The 26,556-nt window shown below is 50.4% G+C and carries 24 protein-coding genes; 5 read left to right on the forward strand and 19 right to left on the reverse strand.

Annotated elements, in window-relative coordinates; all coding sequences use genetic code 11:
- Positions 1-50: 50 nt before the first annotated feature.
- The 6 genes from NT073_RS25450 to NT073_RS25475 form a co-directional block, all read right to left on the reverse strand.
- Positions 51-722: a DUF6089 family protein gene (locus NT073_RS25450; protein WP_297379276.1), complete on the reverse strand. Its 672-nt coding sequence runs from the start codon at positions 720-722 to the stop codon at positions 51-53.
- A 108-nt stretch (positions 723-830) separates the two neighbouring features.
- Positions 831-1,838, reverse strand: a complete 1,008-nt coding sequence (locus tag NT073_RS25455; protein WP_297379278.1) for a DUF6089 family protein — start codon at positions 1,836-1,838, stop codon at positions 831-833.
- Between the two features lie 163 nt (positions 1,839-2,001).
- Positions 2,002-2,877: an NAD kinase gene (locus NT073_RS25460; RefSeq protein ID WP_297379281.1), complete on the reverse strand. Its 876-nt coding sequence runs from the start codon at positions 2,875-2,877 to the stop codon at positions 2,002-2,004.
- An 84-nt stretch (positions 2,878-2,961) separates the two neighbouring features.
- Complete coding sequence (locus tag NT073_RS25465) at positions 2,962-3,630, reverse strand: CBS domain-containing protein (RefSeq protein WP_297379283.1); 669 nt, start codon at positions 3,628-3,630, stop codon at positions 2,962-2,964.
- A gap of 117 nt (positions 3,631-3,747) precedes the next feature.
- Positions 3,748-4,524, reverse strand: a complete 777-nt coding sequence (locus NT073_RS25470; RefSeq protein ID WP_297379285.1) for an alpha/beta hydrolase — start codon at positions 4,522-4,524, stop codon at positions 3,748-3,750.
- Positions 4,521-5,138, reverse strand: a complete 618-nt coding sequence (locus tag NT073_RS25475) for an aminodeoxychorismate/anthranilate synthase component II (protein ID WP_297379287.1) — start codon at positions 5,136-5,138, stop codon at positions 4,521-4,523. Before NT073_RS25475 ends, NT073_RS25470 begins: the two co-directional genes overlap by 4 nt.
- 218 nt (positions 5,139-5,356) lie before the next feature.
- Between NT073_RS25475 and NT073_RS25480 the strand changes: the two genes are divergently transcribed.
- Positions 5,357-6,673 (forward strand): NAD(P)/FAD-dependent oxidoreductase, encoded by a 1,317-nt coding sequence (locus NT073_RS25480; RefSeq protein ID WP_297379288.1) that lies wholly within the window; start codon positions 5,357-5,359, stop codon positions 6,671-6,673.
- A gap of 74 nt (positions 6,674-6,747) precedes the next feature.
- On the opposite strand, the gene NT073_RS25485 is transcribed toward NT073_RS25480, so the two are convergent.
- Entirely contained in the window at positions 6,748-8,379 is a 1,632-nt protein-coding gene (locus tag NT073_RS25485; RefSeq protein WP_297379290.1) for a carboxylesterase family protein, read from the reverse strand.
- Between the two features lie 166 nt (positions 8,380-8,545).
- On the opposite strand from NT073_RS25485, the gene NT073_RS25490 reads away from it, so the two are divergent.
- Positions 8,546-9,307: an NUDIX domain-containing protein gene (locus tag NT073_RS25490; protein ID WP_297379292.1), complete on the forward strand. Its 762-nt coding sequence runs from the start codon at positions 8,546-8,548 to the stop codon at positions 9,305-9,307.
- Between the two features lie 22 nt (positions 9,308-9,329).
- Entirely contained in the window at positions 9,330-10,175 is an 846-nt protein-coding gene (locus tag NT073_RS25495) for a hypothetical protein (protein ID WP_297379294.1), read from the forward strand.
- 8 nt (positions 10,176-10,183) lie between these two features.
- On the opposite strand, the gene NT073_RS25500 is transcribed toward NT073_RS25495, so the two are convergent.
- A complete protein-coding gene (locus NT073_RS25500; RefSeq protein ID WP_297379296.1) occupies positions 10,184-11,125 on the reverse strand; it encodes a hydrogen peroxide-inducible genes activator in 942 nt (313 codons plus the stop codon).
- Positions 11,126-11,306: 181 nt separating this feature from the next.
- On the opposite strand from NT073_RS25500, the gene hemH reads away from it, so the two are divergent.
- Positions 11,307-12,368, forward strand: a complete 1,062-nt coding sequence (gene hemH / locus NT073_RS25505; RefSeq protein ID WP_297379297.1) for a ferrochelatase — start codon at positions 11,307-11,309, stop codon at positions 12,366-12,368.
- Between the two features lie 286 nt (positions 12,369-12,654).
- On the opposite strand, the gene NT073_RS25510 is transcribed toward hemH, so the two are convergent.
- The 4 genes from NT073_RS25510 to NT073_RS25525 all read right to left on the reverse strand — a co-directional run bounded on the left by NT073_RS25510 (position 12,655) and on the right by NT073_RS25525 (position 16,459).
- On the reverse strand, positions 12,655-13,653 hold the full coding sequence (locus NT073_RS25510; protein ID WP_297379299.1) for a c-type cytochrome: 999 nt from the start codon (positions 13,651-13,653) through the stop codon (positions 12,655-12,657).
- A 197-nt stretch (positions 13,654-13,850) separates the two neighbouring features.
- Positions 13,851-14,438, reverse strand: coding sequence for a carboxymuconolactone decarboxylase family protein (locus NT073_RS25515; RefSeq protein ID WP_297379301.1), 588 nt, complete (start codon positions 14,436-14,438; stop codon positions 13,851-13,853).
- Between the two features lie 89 nt (positions 14,439-14,527).
- Positions 14,528-15,082, reverse strand: coding sequence for a peroxiredoxin (locus NT073_RS25520; protein WP_297379303.1), 555 nt, complete (start codon positions 15,080-15,082; stop codon positions 14,528-14,530).
- A gap of 294 nt (positions 15,083-15,376) precedes the next feature.
- Positions 15,377-16,459 (reverse strand): hypothetical protein, encoded by a 1,083-nt coding sequence (locus NT073_RS25525; RefSeq protein WP_297379305.1) that lies wholly within the window; start codon positions 16,457-16,459, stop codon positions 15,377-15,379.
- A 205-nt stretch (positions 16,460-16,664) separates the two neighbouring features.
- Between NT073_RS25525 and NT073_RS25530 the strand changes: the two genes are divergently transcribed.
- Positions 16,665-17,585, forward strand: a complete 921-nt coding sequence (locus NT073_RS25530) for an OmpA family protein (RefSeq protein WP_297379307.1) — start codon at positions 16,665-16,667, stop codon at positions 17,583-17,585.
- Positions 17,586-17,672: 87 nt separating this feature from the next.
- Here the strand turns inward: NT073_RS25530 and NT073_RS25535 are convergent, their stop codons facing one another.
- The 7 genes from NT073_RS25535 to NT073_RS25565 all read right to left on the reverse strand — a co-directional run bounded on the left by NT073_RS25535 (position 17,673) and on the right by NT073_RS25565 (position 26,427).
- Complete coding sequence (locus NT073_RS25535; protein ID WP_297379309.1) at positions 17,673-18,545, reverse strand: DMT family transporter; 873 nt, start codon at positions 18,543-18,545, stop codon at positions 17,673-17,675.
- Between the two features lie 2 nt (positions 18,546-18,547).
- The gene (locus tag NT073_RS25540; RefSeq protein WP_297379311.1) at positions 18,548-18,901 is read right to left on the reverse strand and encodes a DUF5615 family PIN-like protein; all 354 of its coding nucleotides are present in this window, start codon (positions 18,899-18,901) and stop codon (positions 18,548-18,550) included.
- Positions 18,898-19,137 carry a DUF433 domain-containing protein gene (locus NT073_RS25545; RefSeq protein WP_297379313.1) on the reverse strand — a complete coding sequence of 80 codons (240 nt, stop codon included), beginning with the start codon at positions 19,135-19,137 and terminating at the stop codon, positions 18,898-18,900. Before NT073_RS25545 ends, NT073_RS25540 begins: the two co-directional genes overlap by 4 nt.
- Before the next feature lie 28 nt (positions 19,138-19,165).
- Positions 19,166-21,250 (reverse strand): NAD(+) synthase, encoded by a 2,085-nt coding sequence (nadE, locus tag NT073_RS25550; RefSeq protein WP_297379315.1) that lies wholly within the window; start codon positions 21,248-21,250, stop codon positions 19,166-19,168.
- Positions 21,251-21,432: 182 nt separating this feature from the next.
- Positions 21,433-22,128, reverse strand: a complete 696-nt coding sequence (locus tag NT073_RS25555) for a DUF1080 domain-containing protein (RefSeq protein ID WP_297379317.1) — start codon at positions 22,126-22,128, stop codon at positions 21,433-21,435.
- Between the two features lie 138 nt (positions 22,129-22,266).
- A complete protein-coding gene (locus NT073_RS25560) occupies positions 22,267-23,130 on the reverse strand; it encodes a glycerophosphodiester phosphodiesterase family protein (protein WP_297379319.1) in 864 nt (287 codons plus the stop codon).
- A 96-nt stretch (positions 23,131-23,226) separates the two neighbouring features.
- On the reverse strand, positions 23,227-26,427 hold the full coding sequence (locus NT073_RS25565; protein WP_297379321.1) for a carboxypeptidase regulatory-like domain-containing protein: 3,201 nt from the start codon (positions 26,425-26,427) through the stop codon (positions 23,227-23,229).
- Between the last annotated feature and the right edge of the window lie 129 nt (positions 26,428-26,556).

Raw genomic sequence — 26,556 nt, forward strand, 5'->3', positions numbered from 1 at the left:
GAGCTGGGCACCAATACCCAGCTTTTCACCCAATCTGTTGGCCGGGCTCCTCAGGGACATACAATTTTATAAAACGTATAGCTCAGGGTAAAGGCAGTGTACGTATAGCTATCCTTGAGCGCAGGGTTCCCCTGTGTCACTTTGGTTAAGGCATTCCCAAACGTAGCATCTCCCAGGCCATCCAGGTAATCATTGCGCATAAAACGCGTCCCAAACTCAACCCCTACGCTCCAGGGCCGCTTAATTTCGTATTTAACACCAATACCCAATGGATATGTCACTACCCCACCTACCTTGATTACGGCATTGTTGAACCGGGATAATCCTATGCCACCAAAAATATAGGGAGTCCAGTTTTTTGCTTTGGGCAGTGGTTTGTAGTTCAGAAAATTATATTCGAAATCAACTTCTAAGGCACTCAGATTTGTACGGAATGAATAATTACGTGCCTGTTGAAACGGGTCCCGGCTAGCCTGGTCGTCACCACGAAGCCCGCCAATAAATCCACTACCCCGGATGGAAAATGAACGAGTGGCATTGTATCGAAAAAACAAGCTTGCTGCAGGTCTGTAAAAGCGAGGGTTCAGGGCTGGAGACACATCACCTTTGTAAAGCATACCGCCTAACCCAGCCCCGACCTCAATCTTCTGGGCGTGCACGCCCAGGCTGATAAAAAGCCCGACTATGAAAAGCCGGGCTGTCTTTTGTTTGTATTGATTCATAAATAGGTCTAAGCAATCAATGGGCCATAACCTGTTCCTGACAAGAATAAGTAATAGAGCCGACCTGCCCACAGAAAGCAACGAACCGGGTTGCCAGGCGACAGCCATTTATTTGGTTGGCGGACATTTGATTTTACCCGGTATGATGTAATGAATCGAGAAGTTAGTCAGCAGATATCCGTCGTTTAACTTGCCGTCATCGCTGCGTGTGGGTCGGGTCAATGCATCGGAGATAGCAGCCTGCATTTCGGGAGTGCCGTTGTCAAACATGTTCCGCAACACCTCATACCGGGCCGGCGGATTTTTGTAACGGGCCGCATTTTGCTCAAACCGACGATCCGACATAATCGTGCCAACCCCCTGCTGAGTAGCCGGGTCAGCATAGCTCCCGGAGCCTACATCGTCAATATAGTCGGTGAAGGCGTACCGAAAACCTATTTCGGCGCCTATGTTAAAGTTATCGTTTAACTTATATCGAACGCCAATACCCACCGGAACTGCCAGCGTAACGAGCGAATAAGGCTTGTCGCGCCCGGGTTGCCCCTGCCCTTCCGTATGCAACGGCTGGAGCTTCACCCATTTCCGGGCTTCATAATCACCATTGTCGGGTGAGGCAGGGGTGCGGGCCTCCGGGCTATGCGCTACCAGGGCCAGACCTGCGAAGATGTATGGGGTGATTTTCGCACGGGAATTTGAGTTTCGGCCATCTTCAATAAAATTGTAGATACCGGTAACGGCAAACTCTTTCAGGTCGTTTCGAAAATGAAGGTTCCGGGCATACTGCACCAGATTCTTTTCGATATTGTTTTTATTGAACGTATAATCGTCACCCGAAATTCGCGCCCAGGTAAACATAGCTCTGGCGGCAAAATGAGGTGTAAATTGACGTGTATATCCAAGGCCGACATTCCATCTGGGCAACGTAGTTAACGTTCTAAATGGTTGCCGATAGCCCGCTAAATCACCAAAGTAAGTAGATGTCCCTACGCCAAACGTGACGGACGAATAAGGAGCAAAACGAGGATTCGGCCGTCTTTGCGCCAAGCTTTCTGTAACTGAGCCTGCCAGCAAACAGAATACCGCAGCGCCTGTAACTACCTGTCTATAGTTATTCATACTATTTAAATACGTGAATCAACCCCTGTTGGCCCGAAAGCCAACCAATTCCGAAACGGTAGGGCTGTCACTTTTATTGGAAGTAGGTCGTAAAAATTATAATAAAGAGAAAGCTGAGGACGTCCAAAATTTTACTGGTGTTTAAAGCTGGTGGATGTACTCATCAATTACGGATGTCCCAGCCCCAGTTAAGCTTACTCCGGAGTGTATTCAGAAAATTATCATCGCTGAGTTTAACCAGGCGGGCTTTAAAGGCCTCTTTTTGAACACTAATCCGTACCGATGTATCGACGGTAAACGAGCGAGAGTCCAGAGCCGCCAGAAAGTTACCGCTCCGGCTTTCTACCTCAAACGCCAACTGGCAGCTGTCCATCACAATCATGGGACGGACGTTGAGGTTATGCGGACTGATAGGTGTTATGATAAAACTCTCTGTTTGGGGCAGCAGCACCGGGCCGCCACAGCTGAGCGAGTACCCCGTTGAGCCGGAAGGCGTCGAAATAATTAGCCCATCGGCCCAGTACGAGTTCAGGAATTCGCCATCGAGGTACGAATGTACCGTAATCATCGATGAGGTTTGGGTGCGCGTGATGGTAAAATCATTCAGGCCAAACGGCAGATTCCCAAAAATATCCTGGCTGGATCGTACACTCACCAGGCTCCGTTCGTCAATACTGTATTGATTGTTGAAAATGGCATCAATCATGAGCCGTACTGATGCCGGAGCAACGGTAGCTAAAAAGCCTAAGCGGCCAATGTTAATGCCAATAATTGGAATCTGGTGGACGCCAACGTGGGTAACGGCATCAAGCAAGGTACCATCGCCCCCTAAACTAAAGATAAAGTCGGCGTCACTAACCCCTTCTTCAACCGTATAAGTCGCCTGGCTGTAATGGGCTACACCCATGGTATCCAGATACTCGCGATACCCCAGCGAAATCAGCACTTCCACCTGCCGTTTGGACAGTTCTTCGAACATGGACTGAATGTAAGGCCGTGCTGATTCGGGGAAGTTGCGCCCGTGAATGGCGATTTTCATAGAAAGGAGTCAGTAAGTCGGTAAGTTAATAAGTCGGTAATTACATAAGCAAATTACGTACTGACTTACCAACTTACCGACTATCTATGTATTAAGGTAACGAAGCAACAAGTCGAGTCGCTCCTGATCGATACTTTCAACAGGGGCATTGGCAAAAGCCGCTTCAATCTGATAGCCAAATCGTTCCAGCGTGGATATAACCGGCGTAATGTCTCGTCGATTAAGCTTGAGCGTCAACCGCGAACGGTCGGGCATACCGTAAGCCGCGCTGGAAAAATAACTACTGATGATTTTTACGTTATTGGATTCGACAAGTCGACTGATTTCGGCCATTGAATAATCACGTTCATTCATATTCAGGATCAGAATAGCGCCTGCTTCCTGTACGCCCAAATCCTGCGCAAATTTTTTGAGCAATTCGCTCGTAGCGATAGTGCCCGTAAATTCGCGCCCTTCGCCAAGAACGGCTATAACTTCCATCTGATGCTGGATAGCCAATCCGAGTACCTCAAACAGATGCTGATCTTCCAGCACGTACATTTGCTCAAAAAGGCACATTACGTTGCTCAATGGCCGATCGTCGTCGGCAACATCCATCAGCAATTCCTCGCTTACAATGCCCCGGTAATCGCCCTGATCTGTCAGAACAAGTTGCCCGACGCGGTGCTCTTCCATCCACGCCAAAGCCTGCCCGACCAGGTCGGTTGGCTTCAGAGCCGGAAGCATGGGATCTATTAGTTCGGCAGCCAGCATAAATAATCGATGTCGTTTAACAACTGAAACTGTTCGCTGAAAACTACGGAAATTCCTGCATAGTTTTCAAGTTTTAGTATAGTGAATAAAACGTACTGCCTCACTCACGTAGTAAACCTACGCTATTAACTCAATAACCGGATGTTTGGCCAGCCAGTTATCCAATAATTCGTTGAAGCGGTCCGGGCATTCCATCATGGGTGCATGACAGCACTTGTCAATAAAGTATAATTCTGAACCCGCAATCAGTCGGTTAAATTCATGCCCTACCTCGGCGGGAGTTATGGTGTCATTTAATCCCCAAACGAGCAGCGTGGGCACCTGAATCTTATACAGGTCCTTGGCTACATTGTTCCGTTGTGCCGACTTGGCAATGGCAACAATGCTCATACATTTGGGAATACTACTGGTTATTTCAAATACCTCGTCGATCAATTCTTTCGAAGCGACTTTCGGGTCATAAAAGGTGTAGGCTACTCGCTCGGCAATGTAATCATAGCTACCACGTTTGGGGAAAGAACCGCCCATACCGTTCTCAAACAGACCTGAACTTCCCGTTAGTACTAAACGCCGGATTTGCTCAGGGTTTTTGAAGGTATATAGAATAGCCAAATGACCGCCAAGGGAGTTCCCCAGCAGGGTCATATCAGACAGGGATTTCTGGACAACAAATTTTTCGATATATGCGACCAACCCCTCCAGGCTAGCCTGCCGAATGGGCATTTCATAAATGGGCAGCAACGGAATGACAACCCGATACCGGTCTGAAAACGTATTTATGACGCTGTCCCAGTTACTGAGAGCACCAAACAAGCCATGCAGCAGAAGTAATACTTCACCCTGGCCTTCGTCTACATAACGGAATCCTGCTTCTTCCCGAATCTGATAGTTCATGCGTACTGCGCGGTTAAAGATGTGGTCAAGTCGTTTCTTTTATGTGTTAACCGGACAAAATCGATCCAGTTTTGAATTAAGGTAAATCCGTATTGTGTCAATGCGGCTTCGGGGTGAAACTGAACTCCCCAAAGTGGTAACGTTCGATGCCGCATGGCCATTACTTCGTTCTGCTCCGTTACGGCCGTAGGTATCAAATCGGTCGGCAGGGCCGTCAGAACCAGCGAATGATAGCGAGTTACCTCAAACGTAGCCGGTACTTCCCGCCATAAACAGTCTTCTTCCAGTGTTCGAACGGTCGATATTTTTCCGTGCATGGGCTGGCTGGCCCGGCTTAGCGTTGCACCAAAAAACTCACCCAGTGCCTGGTGCCCCAAACAAACTCCCAGCATAGGTACGTGCCGATGGTAGTGGTCGATAACCGCCATTAACCGGTTTGCCGCTTTTGGACTACCCGGCCCCGGCGATAGCACCACGCCATCTACTGGATCGCTGGTCAGACAACTCAGGGATTCATCATTCCTGACGACCCGGCAGACAGCACCTGCCTGCTGTAGGTAATCGACAAGCATGTACGTAAATGAATCGAAGTTATCTACTACCAACAGCTTCATACCCCTCTAACGCAATTCAGTCGAGCAAAATTAATATTTCTAAAAAAAACCAACAACTTTTATTTCATCCCAATTGATTACCAGTATGTTAACAGGTAAACAACTTACTATTGTTCAATTTTTATTAAAATAATACTACCTGCACTGAACTTGATTCATTGATTGGCAGGCGTAGCGTTTAATTTTGGTTTTTATTTACGAACCAAAGACTTCATGGTATGTCACCAGATTCATCCAGTTCCAATAATGGAATAACCGATAAGCCTGTTCTGATTATTGGTGCCGGTATGGCCGGGTTAACCTGTGCCGTTTACCTTAAACAAGCGGGCATTGATGCCAGGGTACTCGAAGCGGCCGATGGCGTTGGCGGCCGGGTTCGTACCGATACCGTAGATGGCTTTCGACTCGACCGGGGTTTTCAGATCCTGCTGACAGCCTACCCGGAAGCCCGACGGCTACTAAACTACAGTGCGCTGAATTTGCAGTACTTCCGCTCTGGCGCATTAATCCACCACCAGACGCCCGCTCCCGAATGGATGACGCTGCTGAATCCCTTTCAGGAGCCACTTTCTGTCTTCAAAACGCTGGCATCGCCGGTTGGCACGCTGGCCGATAAACTCCGTATTGTGGAACTCCTCCGCCGAACACAGGAGTTGCCCATCGACGAACTTTTCCGGCAAACACCCGTCAGTACGCTGGATTTTCTACTCGGCATTGGGTTTTCCAGGCAAATGATCGAACGATTTTTCCGGCCGTTTTTCGGGGGTGTTTTTCTGGAAGATATGCTCACAACCTCAAGCAATTTCTTCGAGTTTTGCTTTCGGATGTTTTTCATTGGAGGAGCGGCTGTTCCGGCCAACGGCATGGAAGCCATTCCGAATCAACTGGCCGGTTGGCTGGCTCCCGGTCAGATTCGGCTACAAACGCCCGTCAAACGAATTGACGGCAATACGGTTTATCTCAACTCAGGCGAAACCCTGACCGGCCGGACAGTTGTACTGGCGGTCGATGCCGCTCAGTCGGCTCAGTTAACGGGTCGCCCGTTGCCGACTGAGCAGGCGTTTAATCACACCACCTGCACGTATTTTGCGGTTGGACCAGATCAGTTCAAAAATCGGCCTACAGAAGAAAAATTATTATTACTCAACACGCACCGGAGTTCGGCGGTGCATAACGTGGCCATTCTGACCGATGTAGCACCAGCCTACGCGCCAGCCGGGCAAACGCTGGTTTCGGTGAGCACCCAAAGTTTGGTTTTGCTGGATGAGGTCGCCTTAACGGCCAAAATCCGTACTGAACTCAGCAACTGGTTTGGCGAAGATGTGCAACAGTGGCGGCATTTGCGCACGTACCACCTACCCCACGCTTTACCGGCCTACAATCCTGAACAAGCCGGTAATGACGCCCTCCGGCAACCTTTGAAACTATCGGATAGCCTGTACCAGTGCGGGGATCAAACAGCTTATCCGTCCCTGAATGCAGCCATGCAAACGGGTCGGCAAGTTGCGGAAATGATTAGCGGAGTGATAGAGTAGTAAATTAGTGGATTGGTGAAGTGAGTGAAGTAGTAATTGCACGACTCGACTCACTTCAACAATCCACCCATTCACTACCGACCAAACGACTTGTCGAGGAAGAGGTAACGAGCTCGATTTTTCTCCGTTTCGAGTCGGGTATTTACGTCAATATGCATGTATTGCACGCTGTTACCCACATTGGCGGCCGGCCATTTGGGTAAGCCCGGCCCGTTCGGATTCCCGGTTTTGATGAAATTAGCGAAGAAATTCTGCATCACCTCCGACACTTTATAATCGTCGGGTGTCCAGGCATAAACCTTGTTGGAGGGCAGATTGCCCATCGCATATTCAATTTCAGCCGAGTGTACTGCCCCACTGGCAGGGGCCACTTTCATCGCATTTGCATCCGTTGATTTCACCACGCCACCAGCCAAACCGGGAGCGGCATTGCCCATAGCAGGCGTCATGGCCGGACGTGGCCGGGAGTAATAATACCGATAAACGGGTTTGCCACCGCCGGTTTTGGCTTGCATATCGGCCCACTTCCAGGTACTGTAGGCCAGAAAACGGTCGCTGGCCAGCGCCGTAGCCGATTCTAAAATTTCGGGCTCCGTAGTACCTGGGTATAATTTCAACACTTCATCGGCCTGCTCTTTATAAAGTTTCTTTAAGGCATTGGCGTAGTTTTCAGGCGTTGGCTTTTCCTGACCCATCACGGCCCGATAATTCATTTCTTCCGAATTCCAGCCAACCAGCAAGGGCACGTGTGCCTGTTGTCCAGCCTCAAAAATCTCAAGGGGCAGTTTTGGGAAGAAGTAGCCGTCAATGGTCGACGTAAACCAGGGAACTCCGGGCTTGGCAGTGGCTTCGAGTAGTCTATCGGCTGGCATGGCCCTCAGTTCAGTCAGGGTGTTGGCACCGGCAGCCTCCGTTGCAAATTTGGTACCTGCCTCTTCGCCTTTAGCCAGCGACGTTGGCGGAAGCCCGCCCAGCAACGAACCACTTTCGCCGATAGCCTGAGCAAACAGCCCTTTGGATAACGGAGAAACCATCAGCGCACTGACCGAAATTGACCCGGCCGATTCGCCCGCAATAGTTACCCGATTGGGATCACCGCCGAACGCTGCAATATTTTCCTTTACCCACTTAAGGGCTGCGGCCTGGTCCAGATACCCATAGTTACCCGACGAATGATTCGGCGATTCTTTTGTCAGCTCAGGGTGCGCGAAGAAGCCAAACACACCAAGTCTGTAGTTTACCGTTAAAGCAACAATGCCCTTACGAGCCATACTCTCCCCATCGTAGCGGGCTTCCGAACCGTCGCCGGCCACAAATCCGCCCCCGTAGAAATACACCAGAACGGGCAATTTCTCGTTGGCCGATTTGGCGGGTGTCCAGACGTTCAGATAGAGGCAATCTTCGCTCATGCCGTTAGACCGGAATCCCATGTCGCCAAAAATAGGCCGTTGCATGGCACGAGGGCCAAATTTGTCGGCTTTGTGCACACCCTGCCAGTTTTTGACGGGCTGGGGCTCTTTCCAGCGCAGTTCACCCACGGGGGGCTGCGCAAAGGGAACACCTTTAAAGGAGCGAATACCACTCGGTTCAACGACTCCCTCAACGACACCGTTGGCCGTTTTGGCTTGTGGGGCCTTCGCTGACTGGGCAGTAGCCAGATGGGCTAGCGAAATAGTTGATAAAATCAGAAAGAAAATACGGTTCATACTGTATGGTTTAGTGTACTTAAAAAGAGGATGCAGCAACTATCTAACCTGATTGAAGCACGCACAGATAAGACGATACGGCTATTGTCTCATTCTGCGACAATAATAAAAAACTAAACCCAGACCACCCAATTTTTTGTTACTTGCGCTTTCAATTTAATCCCCTATGTCTCACCAATTATCTCCGGAAGAGATAAGCCCCGCTGGCGTTGACTTTCTGCCGGGTCTCGCGCTGGACTTTGTCATATTCGGATTTCATCAGAACCAACTAAAGATTCTGTTGCTGGAGTATCGGAATACGGGCCTTTTTGCCTTGCCCGGCGGGTTTATCCGGCAGAACGAAAACTTAAACGATGCCGCCCGGCGGGTACTGGCTGAGCGCACCAGCCTGACCGATATTTTTCTGGAGCAATTTTATACGTTTGGTGATCTCGCCCGGTACGATGTTGCCCCTATGCGGGCCATTATGGAGGCCAAGGGGATAACTCCTACCGATAACCACTGGCTTTTGCGCCGTTTTGTGTCCGTGGGCTACTACGCCCTTATTGACTTCACGAAAGCGGTGCCTATTCCCGACTCCCTGTCCGATACCTGTACATGGTATGAACTGACGGCATTGCCAACGCTTATACAGGACCATCGACTCATTGTTCAGAAAGCGCTGGAAACGTTACGAGCCGACCTCGACCGGAACTTGACTGGCTTTAACCAATGGGCAGCCCCGCTCCTGTCCGACATATTTACGATGGCCGATCTACAGCGTCTTTACGAAACAATTCTGGGCCAGCCCCTGCACCGTTCCAGTTTTCAACGAAAGATGCTTAGCTTGGGAATTTTGGAGCGGCTCGATAAAAAGTACAGCGGTGGCGCTCACAAAGCACCTTATCTGTACCGATTCAGGACTAATAGCCCAGTACCCATTAAGTAAAAAATGTTTTGCTGCCCTTTTCATGCGTGGACGTGTATTTTTCCGCTATAGTTTGCTGGCGCTGGTTGTGGTGCCCATCAGCTTTCTGTGGCTTTTTCCGCAGGTGATCCGGTGTATGCGTGTTAGCTATTCGTCAGACTTTCGGCTGCTCGAGAAAACCGGCAACGTGTACAGTAGCCGCACGGCCACCGCAAAGCAGCAGGCAGAACTTCGTGAACATACCCAAACGGCCCGGCAGCGCATTCGCCGATTCTGGGGCGATAAACAAGGGCAAGCCATACTAATTTACAGTCCCAGTCAGGATGAGTACGAAACGTACTGCGCTGGGGGCGAAGGCGCTGGCTGTAGTATTGGTACACCCTGGGGAACGTCGTACCTCGTTCTGGGTCCGGAAGGAAACAATGCCGATGTGATCGCCCATGAACTTTGCCACGACGAACTCTTCGCACGGCTGGGCTGGTGGCGGGTCAAACGAGAAATTCCGCAATGGTTCAACGAAGGGCTTGCCCTGATGGTCGACTACCGCTTCAGTAACCCATCGATATGGGAACAACCCGACAGTCTGACGTCGATGGAGTCGTTTGCCGATGAGGCCACCCTGGAGTCATTTTCGCATTACCCGATGCTGAAACTCGCCGACCTTGAATCTACCCGCGAATTCTTCGGCGGCAATTCTATCCATACGATGCTGGCCTATGGAACCTCAGCCGCCGAAGTAGCCCGCTGGCTGGCTGTAGTTGGGCGGGCGGGCGTACCAACGCTCACCAACGCCATTAAGGCCGGTAACGGGTTTCGCCAGACCTACCAGCAGTTGGAACGGAGCAAACGGGAGCGGGCGATGAAAGCCCGTAAACGGCCGGGCAACTAAACATGTGTTTATCGCACACTGGCTACAGGTCCGCCTTTTGACACTTCGGTTATTTCGGGAGGCAGATGGGTCATAATTTCATGCTTTAAGGCATTGATAAGCTGGCGTTTCAGAAAGCTGCGGTGCATCACGATGCTAACTTCACGCACCGGCGAGGGCGCATCGAACGGGCGAAGCCGTGCCTGGCGGGCAGCATCCATATCGAGCGTGGCTAGGTACGGAAGCAAGGTAAATCCGTCCTGCTTATCAATCAGTTTAATGAGCGTTTCGAGAGAACCGGTTTCGTAACGTAAAGTGGTTTTTCCGTTCGAGTGGCGATCGGCCCCACACAGGTTCATCACCTGCGTACGAAAACAGTGTCCTTCGGTCAGTAACCACAAGCCATCGGAAAGCAAGTCGGCCGATGATACGGTAGCCTTGGCCAACAACGGATTCGAGTCGGCCGCATAGGCAACAAAAGGCTCCTGGAAGAGCGGTATTTCAGAAATCCCGTTCTCTTCCAGCGGTGTTACTACCAGCCCCACATCAATCAAGCCGTTCCTAAGCTTTTCAACTACCTGCTCCGTTACCAGTTCCTGAATATGTACCGATACGGCCGGATACTTCCCGACGAATTCACCAATGAAGTAAGGCAGCAAATAGGGAGCCAGCGTGGGAATGATGCCAATCCGGAAGTCTCCCCTGAAATCTTCTTTCGATTCACTCACAATTTCGGGAATACGCTTGGCCGCCCGCAGTACATCCCGTGCCTGAGCCAGTACTGCCTGTCCGGTTTCGGTGGGTACAACGGGTTGTTTCGAGCGGTCAAATACCAGAATACCCAGTTCATCCTCCAGCTTCTGAATCTGCATACTAAGCGTTGGCTGGGTAACGTGACAGGCCTCCGCAGCCGTTGCAAAATGCCGGTAGGTATCCACGGCAACAATATAGTCTAGTTGAGTAAGGGTCATGAATGAGTCAGTAACTCAATAAAGTATAAATAAAATTGATACAAATCTAAATCACATCGAACGAAACAAGCCTATCCTTGTCGTATTTTTGCCGTTCACAGATGCGACTCAACCGTCTTGACAGCAGTTTTTAATACCACATAGCTGCAACTTACTCGTTATCATCCTTGTTTTTCTTACCATGGACGTTTCTGTTTTACAACAACCCGTTTCCGCCCCGAAAATATACGGTAAGACGGGCGTTTTGATCGTTAATCTGGGCACACCCGACAGCCCAAATGTACCCGACGTGCGTAAATACCTGCGCGAATTTTTGCTGGACGGCCGGGTGATCGATATACCCCTTGTTCCCCGTTCACTACTCGTCAACGGCATTATCGCTCCTTTCCGGGCGCCCAAATCGGCAAAAGTCTACAAAGAGTTATGGACCGAAACGGGTTCACCGCTGAAGTATTACGGCCATATTGTTGAACGGGAATTACAACAGGCACTTGGCAACCGCTATGTGGTCAAATTGGCCATGCGCTACCAAAGTCCGAGTATCGAAGCCGGTTTGAGTGAGTTTCAGAAACTAGGGCTGACAGACATCATCGTGATTCCATTTTTTCCGCAGTATGCCTCAGCCTCAACGGGTTCGGTGTATCAGAAAGTGATGGATATTATCAAAAACTGGCAGGTAATTCCGGGCATTCGCTTTATCAACCGGTTTCTGGAGCATCCTAAATTCATCGAAGGGTTTGCACAGCTTGGCCGTAAATACATGGCAGATTACGACTACGATCATTTCCTGTTTAGCTATCACGGGTTACCCGAACGGCAGATTCGAAAAGGCGACATAACCAAAACGGTTTGTAAACTTGGCGATTGCTGCGACTCCCTTCAGGCTATGAATCAGCACTGCTACCGGGCGCAATGCTTCGAAACGACACGTTTACTGGTCAAGGCACTCAACATTCCCGAAGGCAAATACACAACTTGTTTTCAATCGCGGTTGGGCAGCGACCCCTGGATCAAGCCTTATACCGATGATGTAATCAAAGCCTTACCGGGCAAAGGGGTGCATAGCGTCCTGGCTTTCTCGCCCGCTTTCGTTGCCGATTGTCTGGAAACGACCATTGAAGTAGGCGTTGAGTATAAAGAGATGTTTGAAGAAGTTGGTGGTAAGCACTGGCAACTGGTCGAAAGCCTAAATGATAGTCCAATCTGGATTGAAACGCTGGTCGATCTGGTGAAAACTGCCTGAAACATAAACATACAGCAAATCTCTGAAAAATAACCAGGCTGTACTGCGTTCACGAAAGCTTGTACTACACTTCATTACAAAAGCCCGCTTCTTGATTAGAGAGAGCGGGCTTTACATTACGGCAGATACAGCACTAAAGTTGATAAAATATCATCAATCGCAACAGGTCTCTGGGTGCTTATCGCCCATATGCTGAAGCACAAAGCAACTTTACAACTCATTACTACTAGGCTGTAGATGTATTTCTATTCTTAAACCGTAGACTAAAAAGAATGTTCACCTTTTCTCATCGGCTCGCTACCAATTTTGCCTTGGGTGTAAACCGTTCTACTTTGTGCTGAACTGGCTTCAGCGACCGGAGGTACTCGTATACGGCACCCAAATCCTGCTCACTCATATCGGCAAGCACTGTCCAGGGCATAACCGAGTTAAACTCCCCTTCGTGCACAGTTGGCATGGGTTTACTTTTATCGGCATAGGACTTGAACCGGGCAATAAATGCTTCCTTCGTCCAGCTACCAATACCCGACTTATCCGCGGTGATGTTCATGGAGCGCACGGTGCCCGTTGGCAGTGGAAATTCACGCCCACCGGCAAAATCCATTCCCGGTAGTGGTGCGCCCTGCCCATCAACAGGTGTGTGACAATCACCGCAAGCGGCAAAGGTGGTAATGTATTTACCATAGGCTACGTGGTCGGCTGTGTCGGGGCGGGTTCCAGGTTCACGCTGGGCGGGCATGGTATTAATGATGAAATTCATTGGAAAGTCGGACTCAGATGTCGGTACCATATGCTTGATTGGCTTCAGGGTTCGCAGGTAAGCGATAATGTCTCTAATATCTGAGGGGTCCATTTGCGCGTAACTCATGTATGGCATTACCGGGAACAGGGCGTGTCCATCGCGGCTGACACCGGTTGTGATAGCGCGGTAAATTTCCCCGTCGGTCCATTCCCCGAGGTGGTCAGGCGTCAGGTTACTGGCATAGTAGTTCCCCGGAAAGCCCATTTCACGCAGGAATGGTTCTCCACCTTTTCCCTCTGTACCGGCGATATTTGGCCCGGTTAATTTGGTAAAATCACGGGAGGAGTGGCAGTGCATACAGGACGCCACATGATTGGCCAGATAACGGCCGTGCTCAACCTGGGCCGCAGTCGCTTTGATACTCACCTTGGGGGCGGCTTCAACAGCTGGCAAACCAAGTTTAACATAAGCCAACGCACTAACAACGAGAAGACCAAAGGCCCCAAGCATAGCCAGAACAATCTTTACAATTCGCTTTTTCATGTATCGTAGTGATGGTAGTTTTCAGCAATTTTATAGGAAAAACTAAAAACTTGCACAGCAATATGTGTAAACGGTAGGCAAGTATGGCGAACACAAAAAAAGTCTGCCAATGCCTTCTACAATAGGGCATTAGCAGACTTTTAAAATAATCTAGACTATAAGTACACAGGCCTCAACCCAAGCTGGTGAGACAGTGACTACAGGAGTGTAATTAGTCCTTTTATAACCGATGCTAACCGGATAGCGTCGAAAATACGCGGCTCGCTGGAGCCGTGTTTAAGGACGCTCTCTTCGTGCGAACGAACGCAGAGTTCACAGCCGTTAACGGCCGAAACGGCCAGACTCATCAGTTCAAAAAACTCTTTACCAAGCACCGGATTCATCATAATACTCATGCGAATACCCGGCTGTGTCTGCTGATAATAATCCTTGCTGATGAAATGCCGGAACCGGTAAAACACGTTGTTTGTGCTTAGCAGGGAGGTACAGGCAATGGTTTCGGCCAGTTCGGCAGCCGTAACTCCTTCCTGCCGAGCAGCTTCCGTCAGCGAGTCCATCAGCGGCTGATGTTTCTCGTTTACCGCCACCGACAAGGCCAGCAAGAGTGTTTCTTTTTTAGTAAGCGTTTGGCTGCTGTTCAGCACATTACCTACGTTGATTTTCAGATCGCGCAGGTAACGGTGGTCGGCTTGCGCCAGAGCGTCCAATGCCGGATAGGTACCTTCAGCGTTGAGCCCTACCAGATTCAGCAGCGACACAACGGTTTCATTTTGCGTAGTTGTCATTTTTAAAGAGCGAATGAGCGAACGAGTGAATGAGCGAAAGAGTGACTTTGAGGCCCACACTTTCACTCATTCACTCGTTCGCTCTTTGATTAGGCCGTTAGTGTCTCTTCACCTTTTACCCAGTTGCAGGGGCAAAGCTCGTCGGTTTGCAGAGCGTCCAGTACGCGGATTACTTCGTTTACGTTCCGGCCAACAGACAGGTCGTTAACGGCTACCCAACGAACGATGCCCTGAGGGTCAACGATGTAGGTTACACGGTATGCTACTTTTTCGTTTGCTTCCAGGATACCCAGCTCTTCGGCCAGCGACTTGGATGTGTCGGCAAGCATTGGGAATTTGAGACCACGCAGATCGTCGTGGTTCTTGCGCCAGGCGAGGTGAACGAATTCGCTGTCGGTCGAGGCTCCAATAACCATCGTATCGCGGTCCTGGAAATCTTCGAACTTCTTGTTGAACTCGGCAATTTCAGTTGGGCAAACAAACGTAAAATCTTTAGGCCACCAGAACATCACTAGCCACTGACCTGCGTTTTTGTGATCTTCAGACGAAATTTCGTAGAACTCTTTGTCTTTGTCGAGCGAAACAACAGCCAGTTTTTTGAATTCAGGAAAAGTTGAGCCGACGGATACAATATGATTTTTCATGGAATTTATTGAGGTTGTATAACTGTATGATCTTTCTTGAGTGCAAAGTAAGGGCTCAATACAGTAACAATTCATGACTTTTATCAATCTGCATATAGACAAAAACTATCAGAAATCAATATTTATGGTGATTTTCAACAAACTATGCTAAAAACAGATAGAGACCGTACTGCTAACTTCTTCAAAGAGTAATCTTATTCATTGAAATGGTACTAATTATAATTTTTCCGATAAACACAAAAAAGCCCGATCGGCCATTCGGCTGATCGGGCTTTCCGGGCTGATACTAGGCTGTTAAGCAGCCAACCGAAGGCTTGGCTCTTCACCGGCCTGCGGCTCTGCCAACATGGGTGCGATAACGCTATTCATACGCTCGCGCACGAAACTTTCCTGCAAATACGAGGGTAGCTTAGCCACTAGTTGGCGATAGGCCGTTATACCGAGCGCCTTGGCAACGTACGCTTCGTGTACCGAATTGACATGCGATACAATATTCACCAGACTCTGGTGAAAGAGCTTTACATCAATCTCCGAATCGACAAACCGCTCAATCTCCCGATTAGTCGACGAAATTCGTAATCTGCTCAGCATGTCGAAGTAGGTCGTGTATCCGATTTGTTTCGCTAACTGTTTGTATTGCTCTACGCTGAACTTTTGCAGAATCTCCCCGGTCTTCGGGCTACGCAGGGCTGTTTTCGGATTGTTCTGAATAGCATTGCGCAGGGCCTTCACACGCTGGTCGCGGGTGGTTTTCAGAAACTGGGCCAGCTCAGCCTGTGCAGAAGCCGCTCTAGATGGTAAGAGCAGATCGGTTTTAGACGCCACGCTAAATCGCCGGGCCATTGGCAACCGCTGAATACGGTAGCTGTTGATCGGTCCAAGGGCATAGTAACCAACCGAAGCCGGATAATACCCGCGCACGACGGTATTGCCAATACGCTTACGAATCAACTCTTCATTGCTTACATTGATACCCTGCACAGCCAGAAAAGCTCTGGCACTGAACAGGGCGCTATAATACGCCTGTGGGAACGTCCAGTGCAGCGAGCTTTGCAGGTACTGCTCGTCGTTGACAACAGGCGTAATCCGCAGTGCATACTCGGCGCTCCAGCTATTCAATAATAATTTCTCCAAAGCCTTGCGGCTCTCTTCGGTTACGCGGCCATAAAACTGTTGAAATATGGGAAACTTAGCGAGATCGAAGAGGTCGTTCTGATGATGGATGTGGTAGTCCATCGCAAAAAAATGGTTCAGAAACACCTGCGCCGGAATCGACTTCCGCCAGCTGTCGTCGAGCGGCAAATTGCCCGTCGACGCCGGTGCAAGGGGTGCCTGAGCGTCCGTAGAATGCATCGTCACGTTGGTTCTCTGTGTCATAATTAATAAACGAAAAAGTAGGTTTCCCCGTTCATTTTCAGGCATCTTTTTCTACCTAATAACTATACTGAAAATCAACAGTTTACCTGCATCTTTCAACCCTCAAAAAGCACCCTTAAAACCCTGCTGTCGATGATCGTTCCATTCGTTGGTTTTGCGTATTTAAACGTACTTTTGGGCTACGTTTCAACGTTAGCAGTATAGTATGAAGTGGATGAAGTATAGTACAGTAATCGGGGTTCTGTGCCTGGCAAACCTGAATTCGTTTTCGGTTTTAGCCCAGCCCCAACACCAGGTAGCTCCAACGGAGGGCACAGCTTTTGTAGAAGGCAGCATACAGGACGCCCAAACAAAAAAACCAATTGTCGGCGCTACCATTACGGCAAAGAATCAGGACGGTATCGTTCGAGCCCAGCAAACGACAAATGCTAATGGCGAGTATGAACTCAAACTCGATTCCAGACAATCATACATTTTCACAACGAAAGCACAGGGGTACATTACCCTGGATGAGCAATTGTCTTTTACATCAGCCAAAGCAGATCGCATGATGAGAAGGCCAACACTTCTGTTTCGTGTCACCCCTCAATCCGCCAATACAGCCACCGCAGTCGCTTCAGCCACAAAACCGGCACCGGCCTCTCCCCCACCCGCTATCGCCAAATCCGTGAGCCAGCCCCCGGCAGTGAAAACAGCCGCGGCCAGTAACGAACGGGTGGTGCCGCCCAAAACACTCGACGCTAAAGTTGTGTATACGCCACCGCTTGTGGTAGCGCCCGTCGGGAAAACGACGCAACTTCAGGCATTGCAGTTTGTGCAGAGTAAAACGGAGCTGTTGCCCGATGCCCAACCGGGCCTGGAACAGTTGCTACAATTCATGCAAAGTCAGCCTACCGCCGAAATCGAGCTATCCGGCCATACCGACAATCAGGGCGATTTTGATGAGAATCTAAAACTATCAAAACAGCGAGTGGATGTTGTCAAGGATTATCTGGTTAAGAACGGGATAGCCGCTAATCGCATCACAACCCGTGGTTACGGTCCTACGCGACCAATCGCCAGCAACAACTCCGAAACCACCCGTCAGCAAAACCGGCGCGTCGAGATGATTGTGCTGAAACAATAAAACCCAGCCGCAAGGTAAAGTCTTCTTTATTCAGGAATGGTTCGCATAAAACGCGGCTTTTGACCGGGATATCGCGGGAAAGCCGCGTTACTTTTTTCGCCCGAGCCACAGGCCACCAATAACCAGCCCAGTACCCAAAACGGTGTAGACTGTAATTGGCTCGCCCATGAGCAGGTAGGAATAGGCAAAGCCAAAAATAGGGCATAGAAACAGCCAAAGAGACGCCCGGATGGCATCTTGCCGAACGAGATAAAACCACAATTGCAAAGCCGCCACCGACACGGGCAAAATAAGCCAGAACACCGAGGCCCAGGAACGCAGATCGAACGTAGAGACCCGGAAGGGTGCCGGGTCGATATAGGCCATCAGCAGCGTGAACGGGATAAGTAAAAAGCCGCCCAACAGCACTTGCCAGCCGTTGATGACCAGACTGGGCAGTCGCCACTCAATACTGGCGTAGTAAACCGTTGCAGCCGATACAGCCACCATGCCGCCCAGTAAAATAAGCAGCCCCTCAACGGTAGCGTAACTATTTTGCAAGAGCGGGTAGGTAGCAACACCCACACCCAAAAGGCCCAACAGCAAGCCCCCTGTCTCGTTCCAGCGCGGCATCCGACGGAGCCAGACCGCCGACAGCAGGGCGATAAACAGCGGATTTGTCGCCGTCGACAGGCTACCGATACCCGCCGATACCTGTTTTAACGCCAGTACAAAAGCCCCTAGGTAAATGGTAGTATTAAGAAGGGCGAAAATGGTTAGCTGCCCCCATTCTTTACCTCTTGGCCAGGCATTTTCTGCCCGCTGGATGCCATACGCAAACAGCAGCATACCGCTACCGGCAATAAAAAACCGTACGTTCGCCAGAATAAGCGGATGAACCGACTGCACACCAAACTTGGTTGCAACCGAAGCCGATGCCCAAAGGGCGGCAAAGAGAAGGCCGGGAATGAGTTGACGCACAATTACAATTTTCGAATACGAACTTTCTTAGCAGTCACAACAATAAATGCGCTAATAAGCTGAGTGTCGTATTCACGTATCACCTTCAAAATAATTTCTCCTTTTTCTTCCGTTGTTGTTCTTGGGAGCCGATAAAACAAAATCCCACTATGTGTCTGTCCCTTCTGAAAGTGTAATTTCCCAAAATCACTATCTCCGATCAACAAAACAGTGGCTAACGAGACAGCGGCTTCAAGCACTATCTCGTCAGCCACTTCACTTTGTGTTTCATGAATTGACGTAACGACATATCCTGCCGAACGCAGTAGACGGATAACCCTAGCTTTTACATTTTCGTCAGCCAGCAGACTGATCATGCTACTAATTTGCGGCTGCGCTTACTGTGTACAGTATAGGCAGCAAACCGCAAACAGGCATAAATCTGCTCGCGGGTTAAATGCGGGTAGTCTTCCAAAATTTCGTCAACGGTTTCGCCGTAGCTAAGTTTTTCAACAATTAGTTCTACAGTGATTCGAGTGCCTTTGAGGATAGGTTTACCTACCATAATAGCCGGATCTGTAGTGATATAATCCTTCCACTTTACATCAATCATAGCCGGGTTCGTTTTACGCAAATATACACTAAAACCCAATTTTGCCCTTTCTTCCATTAGGCTTCTGTTCGTTGGCCCAGTCGCGCATCTCGGCCAGTTCTTTTTCGAAACCACCCGATAGGATCGGAAAACGGCACCACGAACGGGGGTCGAGGTTGTGGTCGTCCAGGTGGAACGAGGGCGCATACCGTTCGCGCTTCCACTGGTTGCGGCTCCAGAGCTTGAAGAACCGCTCTACCCACACCACTAACTTGTCGCGGTCGTGCGTGCCCGCATAGCGCACTTCCATCATTTTCAGTACCTCAACCGGCGGCTGCTTGTCGCGGATGGCCGTCTCTTCGATGGAGTTGAGGACATCGTACGGCATGAGGTCATCTTCGTCGGTTTGCTTTTTGTCCTGCGGCCGGAGTTCGGCGGTGGGTTGCAAGTTATTTACAGCATTCAGCCCTTTTACTTTGATCAGCTCATCGGGCGATGCCGGGCTGGTGGCCAGACTGGTACGGTCGGTGGGTTCGGGAGCGTTTTTAACATTCAGACCAACCGTTTCGAGCCAGCGAAGCCAGCTCCGCAGGAAATGCTTGTCGATGCCGGTTATGGGCGAAATGCTGCCCGCCGTATCGCCGTCCATTGTGGCATACCCAACGGCGGCTTCGGAGCGGTTGGAGGTGGTGAGCAGCAGGGCATTGTTAATATTGGCCAGCATCCAGATACTTGGGGCCCGTACCCGCGCCTGAATGTTTTGCAGCGCCAGGTCGTCTGTATCCCAGGACAGTTTGCGCCCCAGTTGCTCTTCAATCAGGCCGGTATAGGTTTCAACCAGCCCGTTGATATTGATATTCAGGAATTTTGCCCCAATGTCATCCGCCAGTTCTTTCGCCGAGTTAAACGTATCGTCCGATGAGTTTTCGGTACCCTGATACATCACGGTCAGAAGTTTACCAACTACCTCTTCGGCGGTGGTACAATCCTGAATGGCTTTTATATAGCCCAGCTTCTTTTTAACGCCGTCCATGCCGATATTCTCGACCGCCATCCGGATCATCAGGAATACCAGTGCCGCAATGGCCGACGAATCGGCACCGCCACTCAGCGACAGTACATAGCCCTGCGAACGGCTTTTCCGGAGGTAATCGAACAGCCCGAGTGCTACCGCCCGCGCAAATTCCTCTTCTTTCAGGTAACCGCCCCGCTCCCAGCCTTCCAGCTGTGCTTTCTGGATAACGGGTGCAATTTCGGGCCAGTCGAACCGGTCCGTAACGCGTAGATTGGGATAAGCCAACGCAATATTGGCCCGGTTTTGCGTCTGGTTCAGGCGGGTAGCTTCTACGTCGATGACGGCCGGAACGATGACAAAATCTTCATAGCTCAACCGTGGTCCCGATACCAGTAATTCGCCGTTGGAGGCTACCATAGCGTCGCCGTCGTAGATGATCCGGCCCGCTTCATTGCCCAGCATATTGGAGTACACGTAGCTCACCCCGAACGACCGCGATGCATCGACCACGAAGCGCTCCCGCACCTGCGACTTCAGAAACGCAAAGTGGCTGGCCGTGGGGTTCAGAATGATGTCGATTCCGCGCTCGTACAGAATACGTCCCGGACGATTGGCGACCCAGGCATCTTCGCAGATCTCAAACCCAATCCGAATACCCGACAGGTCATAGACCACATCGCCAAAGGGATAGGTAAAATCGCCGATTTTGATCTCGTCCCGAACGTAGGGCGGCCAGGGCTGAAACCAGCGTGTTTCGTAATGGACGCCATTATTCGCCATGTACTGCTTGGCCGTGAAGCCCAGAATTCGCTTGTTGGCAATCAGGCAGGCGGTGTCGAAGGTGCGGTTGTTATGGCGCAGGGGTAAGCCAACGGCCACGACAATGTCGTTCGTGTGTTCAACGATCTCCAGTAATGAGGCAATGGACTGATCAATGGTGTTCTGGGCAAAAAATGCGTCTTCACAGCCATACCCCGAAATGCAGAATTCGGGCAGACACAGCAGACTGACCTGTTGCCGCTGGGCTTCTTCGATGGCGTTGATAATATTTTGCTTATTATGTTCCCAGGCAAGCGGAATCTGATTCAGGACACCAGCGGCTACTTTCAGTAATTTCATAGATAAAGGCGGAAGCGCACCGATATGCACGAGTCGTGATCGGCACGGTGATATTTAGTTTATTGCAGAGATAACAACGAATGGGCGAAAATAGATTTGTCGAAGCGAAGTAACTAGCCTTTGAAACAAAAGCCGACTTTACGTTAGATAAAGCCGGCTTCTGCAAAAACCTGTCATTCCATCTATTTCCCGGAAAGCGCCTTCACCGATACTTCTTTAAAATAGACGATATCATGCTCGCCATGGTTTTGTAGACCAACATAGCCGGTATTCGGGCGCAAACCGCGAAACGGCTCAAAATCAAACTTGCGCGGTGGCACCGGTGCTCCTTCTTTGTAATCAGTTACTTTAACACCATTGACGTAAACGAGGGTTCGGGGGCCGTCGAGGGTAATGTCCATCGTATTCCACTGAGGACCGGGCTTGCCGGGTTTGGCGAGGGGCTTCGTCAGGGAGTACAAGGTGCCCGTTACGTGGTACTCGTCTTCGTCGGAGGTTTCGGGGTGGTTGTCGATCTGCACTTCGTAGCCATAATGAACCGGCATCCACTCCTCGCGCGGCTCAAGCGGTATACGGATATACACCCCCGAATTGCTGTTCATCTTCTGCATTTTATACACCAGCCGAATCGTGCAGTTGCCGAATTTCTCTTTTGTCCAGTACAGCAGCCCCATGCCGCCATGTCCGCGTATCAGCCCGTTTTCGACCGACATCCGACCCTTACCTACGTGTTTCCAGCCCGTAAGATCTTTACCATTAAAGAGTTGACGCCAGCCCGCAGAGGCACTCGGCGCTGATTGGGCCGACGCCCCGAAACGAAGCATCAGCAGAAGAAAACAAAGGGTAATGAGCCCGTTTTTAACGATTGTCAGTGTCATGGCAGTAAAGTAATGTCGGGAAAGAAAGAACAATGACGTTACTTCCTACCATTGTATATTACAGGGCGGGACGCCCAGCCGGGAATAAGTCAATCGACTCACTCAACGGCCAGGCGTCCCGCCCTGTACGACAACTTATTAAAACAGATTCGGGTAGTCGGAGATGATGCCGTCTACGCCCAGTTGTTTGAGTGATTCGATTTCGGCTTTGGTATTTACTGTCCAGGGGATAATGGCCATATTCTGCTCGTGGCAGGCTTTTACGGTTTCGGCCGTTACCGTTTTGTAATAAGGGCTGTAAGTGTGAGGTTTGAAGCCCAGCAAGGTCAGATTTTCATCCAGCGGTTTTGAATTCATTGTCAGGTACGAGAGCGAAATAGCCGGATACTGCTTATGAATCAACTGCAAGGGCCGAACGTCGAACGACTGAATAGTCAACCGCTTACCCAGCTTCTTTTTTTGCAGGACATCCATCACCAAGCTGACAAATTCCGCTGGCTCGGGATGATACACGCCATCCGTAGTCGCCGATGATTTGATCTCGATATTGTACATCGGCATCGGCAACCCTTTTGCTTTAGCATACGTCTCGACCGAGTCGATCAGCTCGGACAGCAGCGGTTTATAGGCCGGAAATTTTTGCTGTTGCGGAAACTGAGGATGCGGCTTACTGCCCACGTCGAACTTCTTAATCTCAGCGTATGTCAACTGGTACAGGTTGATCTTCTTTTGTTCGTCGGCCGTGACAGGGCTTCCGTCGGGCTTCAGGCTAATATCTGCCGACATATAGTTGTCGTGCGAGACCACCACCTGTTTGTCTTTGGCGATGACAACGTCCATTTCCAGCGTTTGAACACCCAGATCCATCGCCTTTTTCATGGCCCGAACGGTGTTTTCCGGCATGAGACCACGGGCGCCCCGGTGGCCCTCCGTATTGAATTTTGACTGAGCAACAAGGCTATGCGCGCCCAACAAAAGGGCTACTAAAACGATATTCTTCATTGTATAATCGGTAAAAGAAGATTTAGCCGTAAAGACGTGCAGGGTGTCTAAAAGGGCATCGCAGACTTCTTTACGGTTAAACTGATTAAAGCTGGTTTATTGAAAGCTATACCGTAAGCCGATCTGAACCTGGAACGGATCGCCCGACGGGGTTACAACGCCGGAATTATTGACCCGGTAGTTAAACCGCTGACTGGCCTGGCTAAAGCCGGGAAGAGCAGCCGTGGTGCCGGAAGCCGGAACACTCAGCGCATACAGTGCCTGCGTACCCAACGATTTATTGACGCCCCAGTCGCGTTTCAGGAAGTTAGCGAAGTTGAAAATATCGGCCGAAAGCTCAACCGCATGGTTCTTATTGAACCGGAACCGCTTCATCGCCCGTATATCAAATATGCCATAGAAGCCATTGATACCGCCGTTCCGTTCGGCAATCTGACCCGAATACGCATTGATATAGTTCTTGAGGCTCTGGCTGGCCGTTGGACTATCCAGCAACGTTTGCAGTCCCGTCCGCACATTGGCCGGTACTCCTTCACTGTTGCGGTCGAAGACGAAGGCCAGGTCGTTCGTCGCAACAAAGTCGGCATTGGTATTAGCGCCCGACAGCAGCGAGTACCGCGTACCCCCAATACCCGAGTAACGAACGCCCAACGTAATGCCGAAGAACGACGGCAGCGTACCGTAAAACACAACCTTATTGCGGAAATGGTTGTCTGAATACGTCATTTTGCTCAGGTTACGCGGATCATCTTTTACCGGTACAGACAGTGTGGCAGTGTTGGCTACGTTACCGTTGTAGGACGTGTTGTCGCGGGTATCGTTCCAGGTGAAGCTGGCCGTTATCTCACCATCGCGGAAGTACTGCCAGGTAGCGTCGGCCACGACAGCAAACTGATTCACGCGTCCCACGCTATTCAGCTCCAGCACCCGGCCCAGTTTCTGGCTGATGCGCCCCAGTTGCCAGTCGCCTACACCACTCGTCGGCATGGAAGCCAGCGGCACATACACACCCCGGTTATCTTCATTAGCCAGTCGAAAAAATGGGTCAGCCACCATGTTCCGGTCGACATACATATAGTTGTTGCGGCCTAACGACATATAGCCCGCGATCCCAACGCGCAGTTTCTCGGTCAGGAAGTGCGAATATGACAGGTTGGCTTTGTAAAGAACCGGCACTTTGGCATTCGGACCTGTCATGTTGATCGTTGGTACCTGAAAAGCCGCCAGCGTTGGAATACTGGCGTAGTTCTGCCGGTAAGCCGCAAAGTCGGGCGTGGGTACGTTGGCACCCCGCACATCAACCGTAGCGAAGTGCTTCCCGTCGAAAGTCAGGTTGTTGATAATCATGTAGTTGTTAATATCCGACGCAAACACACCGCCCCCAAAGCGGACAAAATCCGTGTGCCGCTCGTTCACGTCCCAGTTAAATTGCAGGCGGGGTTGTACAATGAACGACTTGATCACATTGTCGGTCCGAAGCTTCAGTTCGTCCAGTACCAACTGGTTTAGTGGCGCCTTCGGGTAGTGCGCATAATCGAAACGCAGGCCGGCGGTCATGTCGAGTCCGGGAGCCAGTTGCGTACTCAACTGGCCATAAATACCCGCGTTGAGGGTTTTACCAACAACGGTAGGGTCGGCAACCAGCGGCACCTCGCGGTAGTATCGGTACGGTTGCAGGGCGTTGAACTTGTCCAACGATGAAGTCGTACCGTCAATGTTGTAATGGAAGCGACCATTAACCTCACTGCCATATAGCGAACGGGCGTTGGTATACATCAGGTCCAGACCAAACGTGTACTGAATCCGGTCGGTATTGTAATACAGGTTGTCGACCAGCTGCACTACGTTGTTCGTGAATCCTTCCTGCGCAAAACGATGACCGCCCATCTGAATATTGGTCGATAATGTGCCTCCATTTACCGTAGAAACAACGTTTTCGACAATGTTCCGTGGAATGTTGGCACCGGGAAGCTGATCGCCGGGAGCACTCTTCTGGTAGGTGTACAAATGCTGAAGTTTCAGCTCGTTGGTAATCTTGGGCGTAATGGTCGTGCGCAGGGTAGCCAGCAGGCTGTTGTCGATGTTGAAGTCGTTGCCGTACGATTCGTAAATATTAACAGCCGTGTTATCCTGCAAGCCCAGCTTGTTTCGGTCGTTGGTATAATTGTCCCGAATGGTGAGCAGGTTGTTCTGGTTGATCTGCCAGTCAATTCGGGCAAAAGCGGCATCGGAACCCCGGCTCTTGTCGAATGTGCCGTATTGGGGCGTGTTGGCTACGCCATATTTACTACGGGCAATATCGACAAAACGGTCGAGGGTGGCGCGGGTCACATTAAAGCGGCTCTCGTCGAGCGGTGTCTGTACATCGGCGATAATCAGCGGGCGCGAATCCTGCTGGTGATCCCAGACCACGAAGTAATGCAGTTTATCTTTGATGATCGGCCCACCCAGCGAAAAACCGAACTGGTTGGTCGAGAACTTGTTGTTACGCAGGTTACCGCGAATGTCGTATTTGCTCGACAGCCAGTTGGCGCGGGTGTAGTTAAAGACGCTGCCCGCCAGTTTGTTAGTTCCCGATTTGGTTACGGCACTCACAATACCGCCCCCGGCGCGTCCGTACACCACATCATACTGGTTGGTGATAACCTTAAACTCCCGGACGGCTTCGATGGAGATCGAATAAGGAGCCCCACTGCGGCTGGTCGTTGCACCGGCCGATGTTGGGTTTTTAGCCGTCATCCCGTCGATGGTAAAGTTAGTCGATGAGCCGATCTGCCCCGACAGGTTGCCATTGTTTCCACTTAGGGGCGACAGGTTAACCAGCGAGGTAAAGTTACGCCCGTTGACAGGCATGGTTGTCAGCGTTTTAGCCGTGATGGCGGTAGCCGCCCCCAGGTTATCGGTCTTGTTTTTTAGACCCGATGCCACTACCTGTACCACTTCCAGATCCTGACCGGCTTCCTGCATGGTCAGGCTAATCCGGATCGCGTCGCCCTGGTTTACCATGTAACCGGTTCGACGTTGCTCGCCTAACCCCACCGCCGTAGCCCAAATGGTATAAGGGCCACCCAGGGGCAACTCTTTAAACTGATATTCGCCTTGAACATTGGTGACGGTGCCGGTTGAAAAGCCCGTCGATTCGTTCCGCACCCGAACCGTAGCCCCCGGAAGCCCCTGTTTTTGCGTATCGGAAATAACCCCCGAAATGGAGGCCTGCGTTGTTTGTGCCCTTGTTTCCTTAAGGCTACACCCGGCAAAAAGGAGAAAGAAGAGAAGAGAAAGAAGATGTTTTTTCATACAGCTGATGACAGAATTTTTCGAACTGCAAAGAGACTACGGCTATATTTCCTGAATGTTAGTTTAATATTACCAAATTATCATGTTTCCCTTAAAATTGAACCAAAACATCAAAAAATATTATTTAAC

Source organism: Spirosoma sp., assembly GCF_026391055.1.
Classification (GTDB): domain Bacteria; phylum Bacteroidota; class Bacteroidia; order Cytophagales; family Spirosomataceae; genus Spirosoma.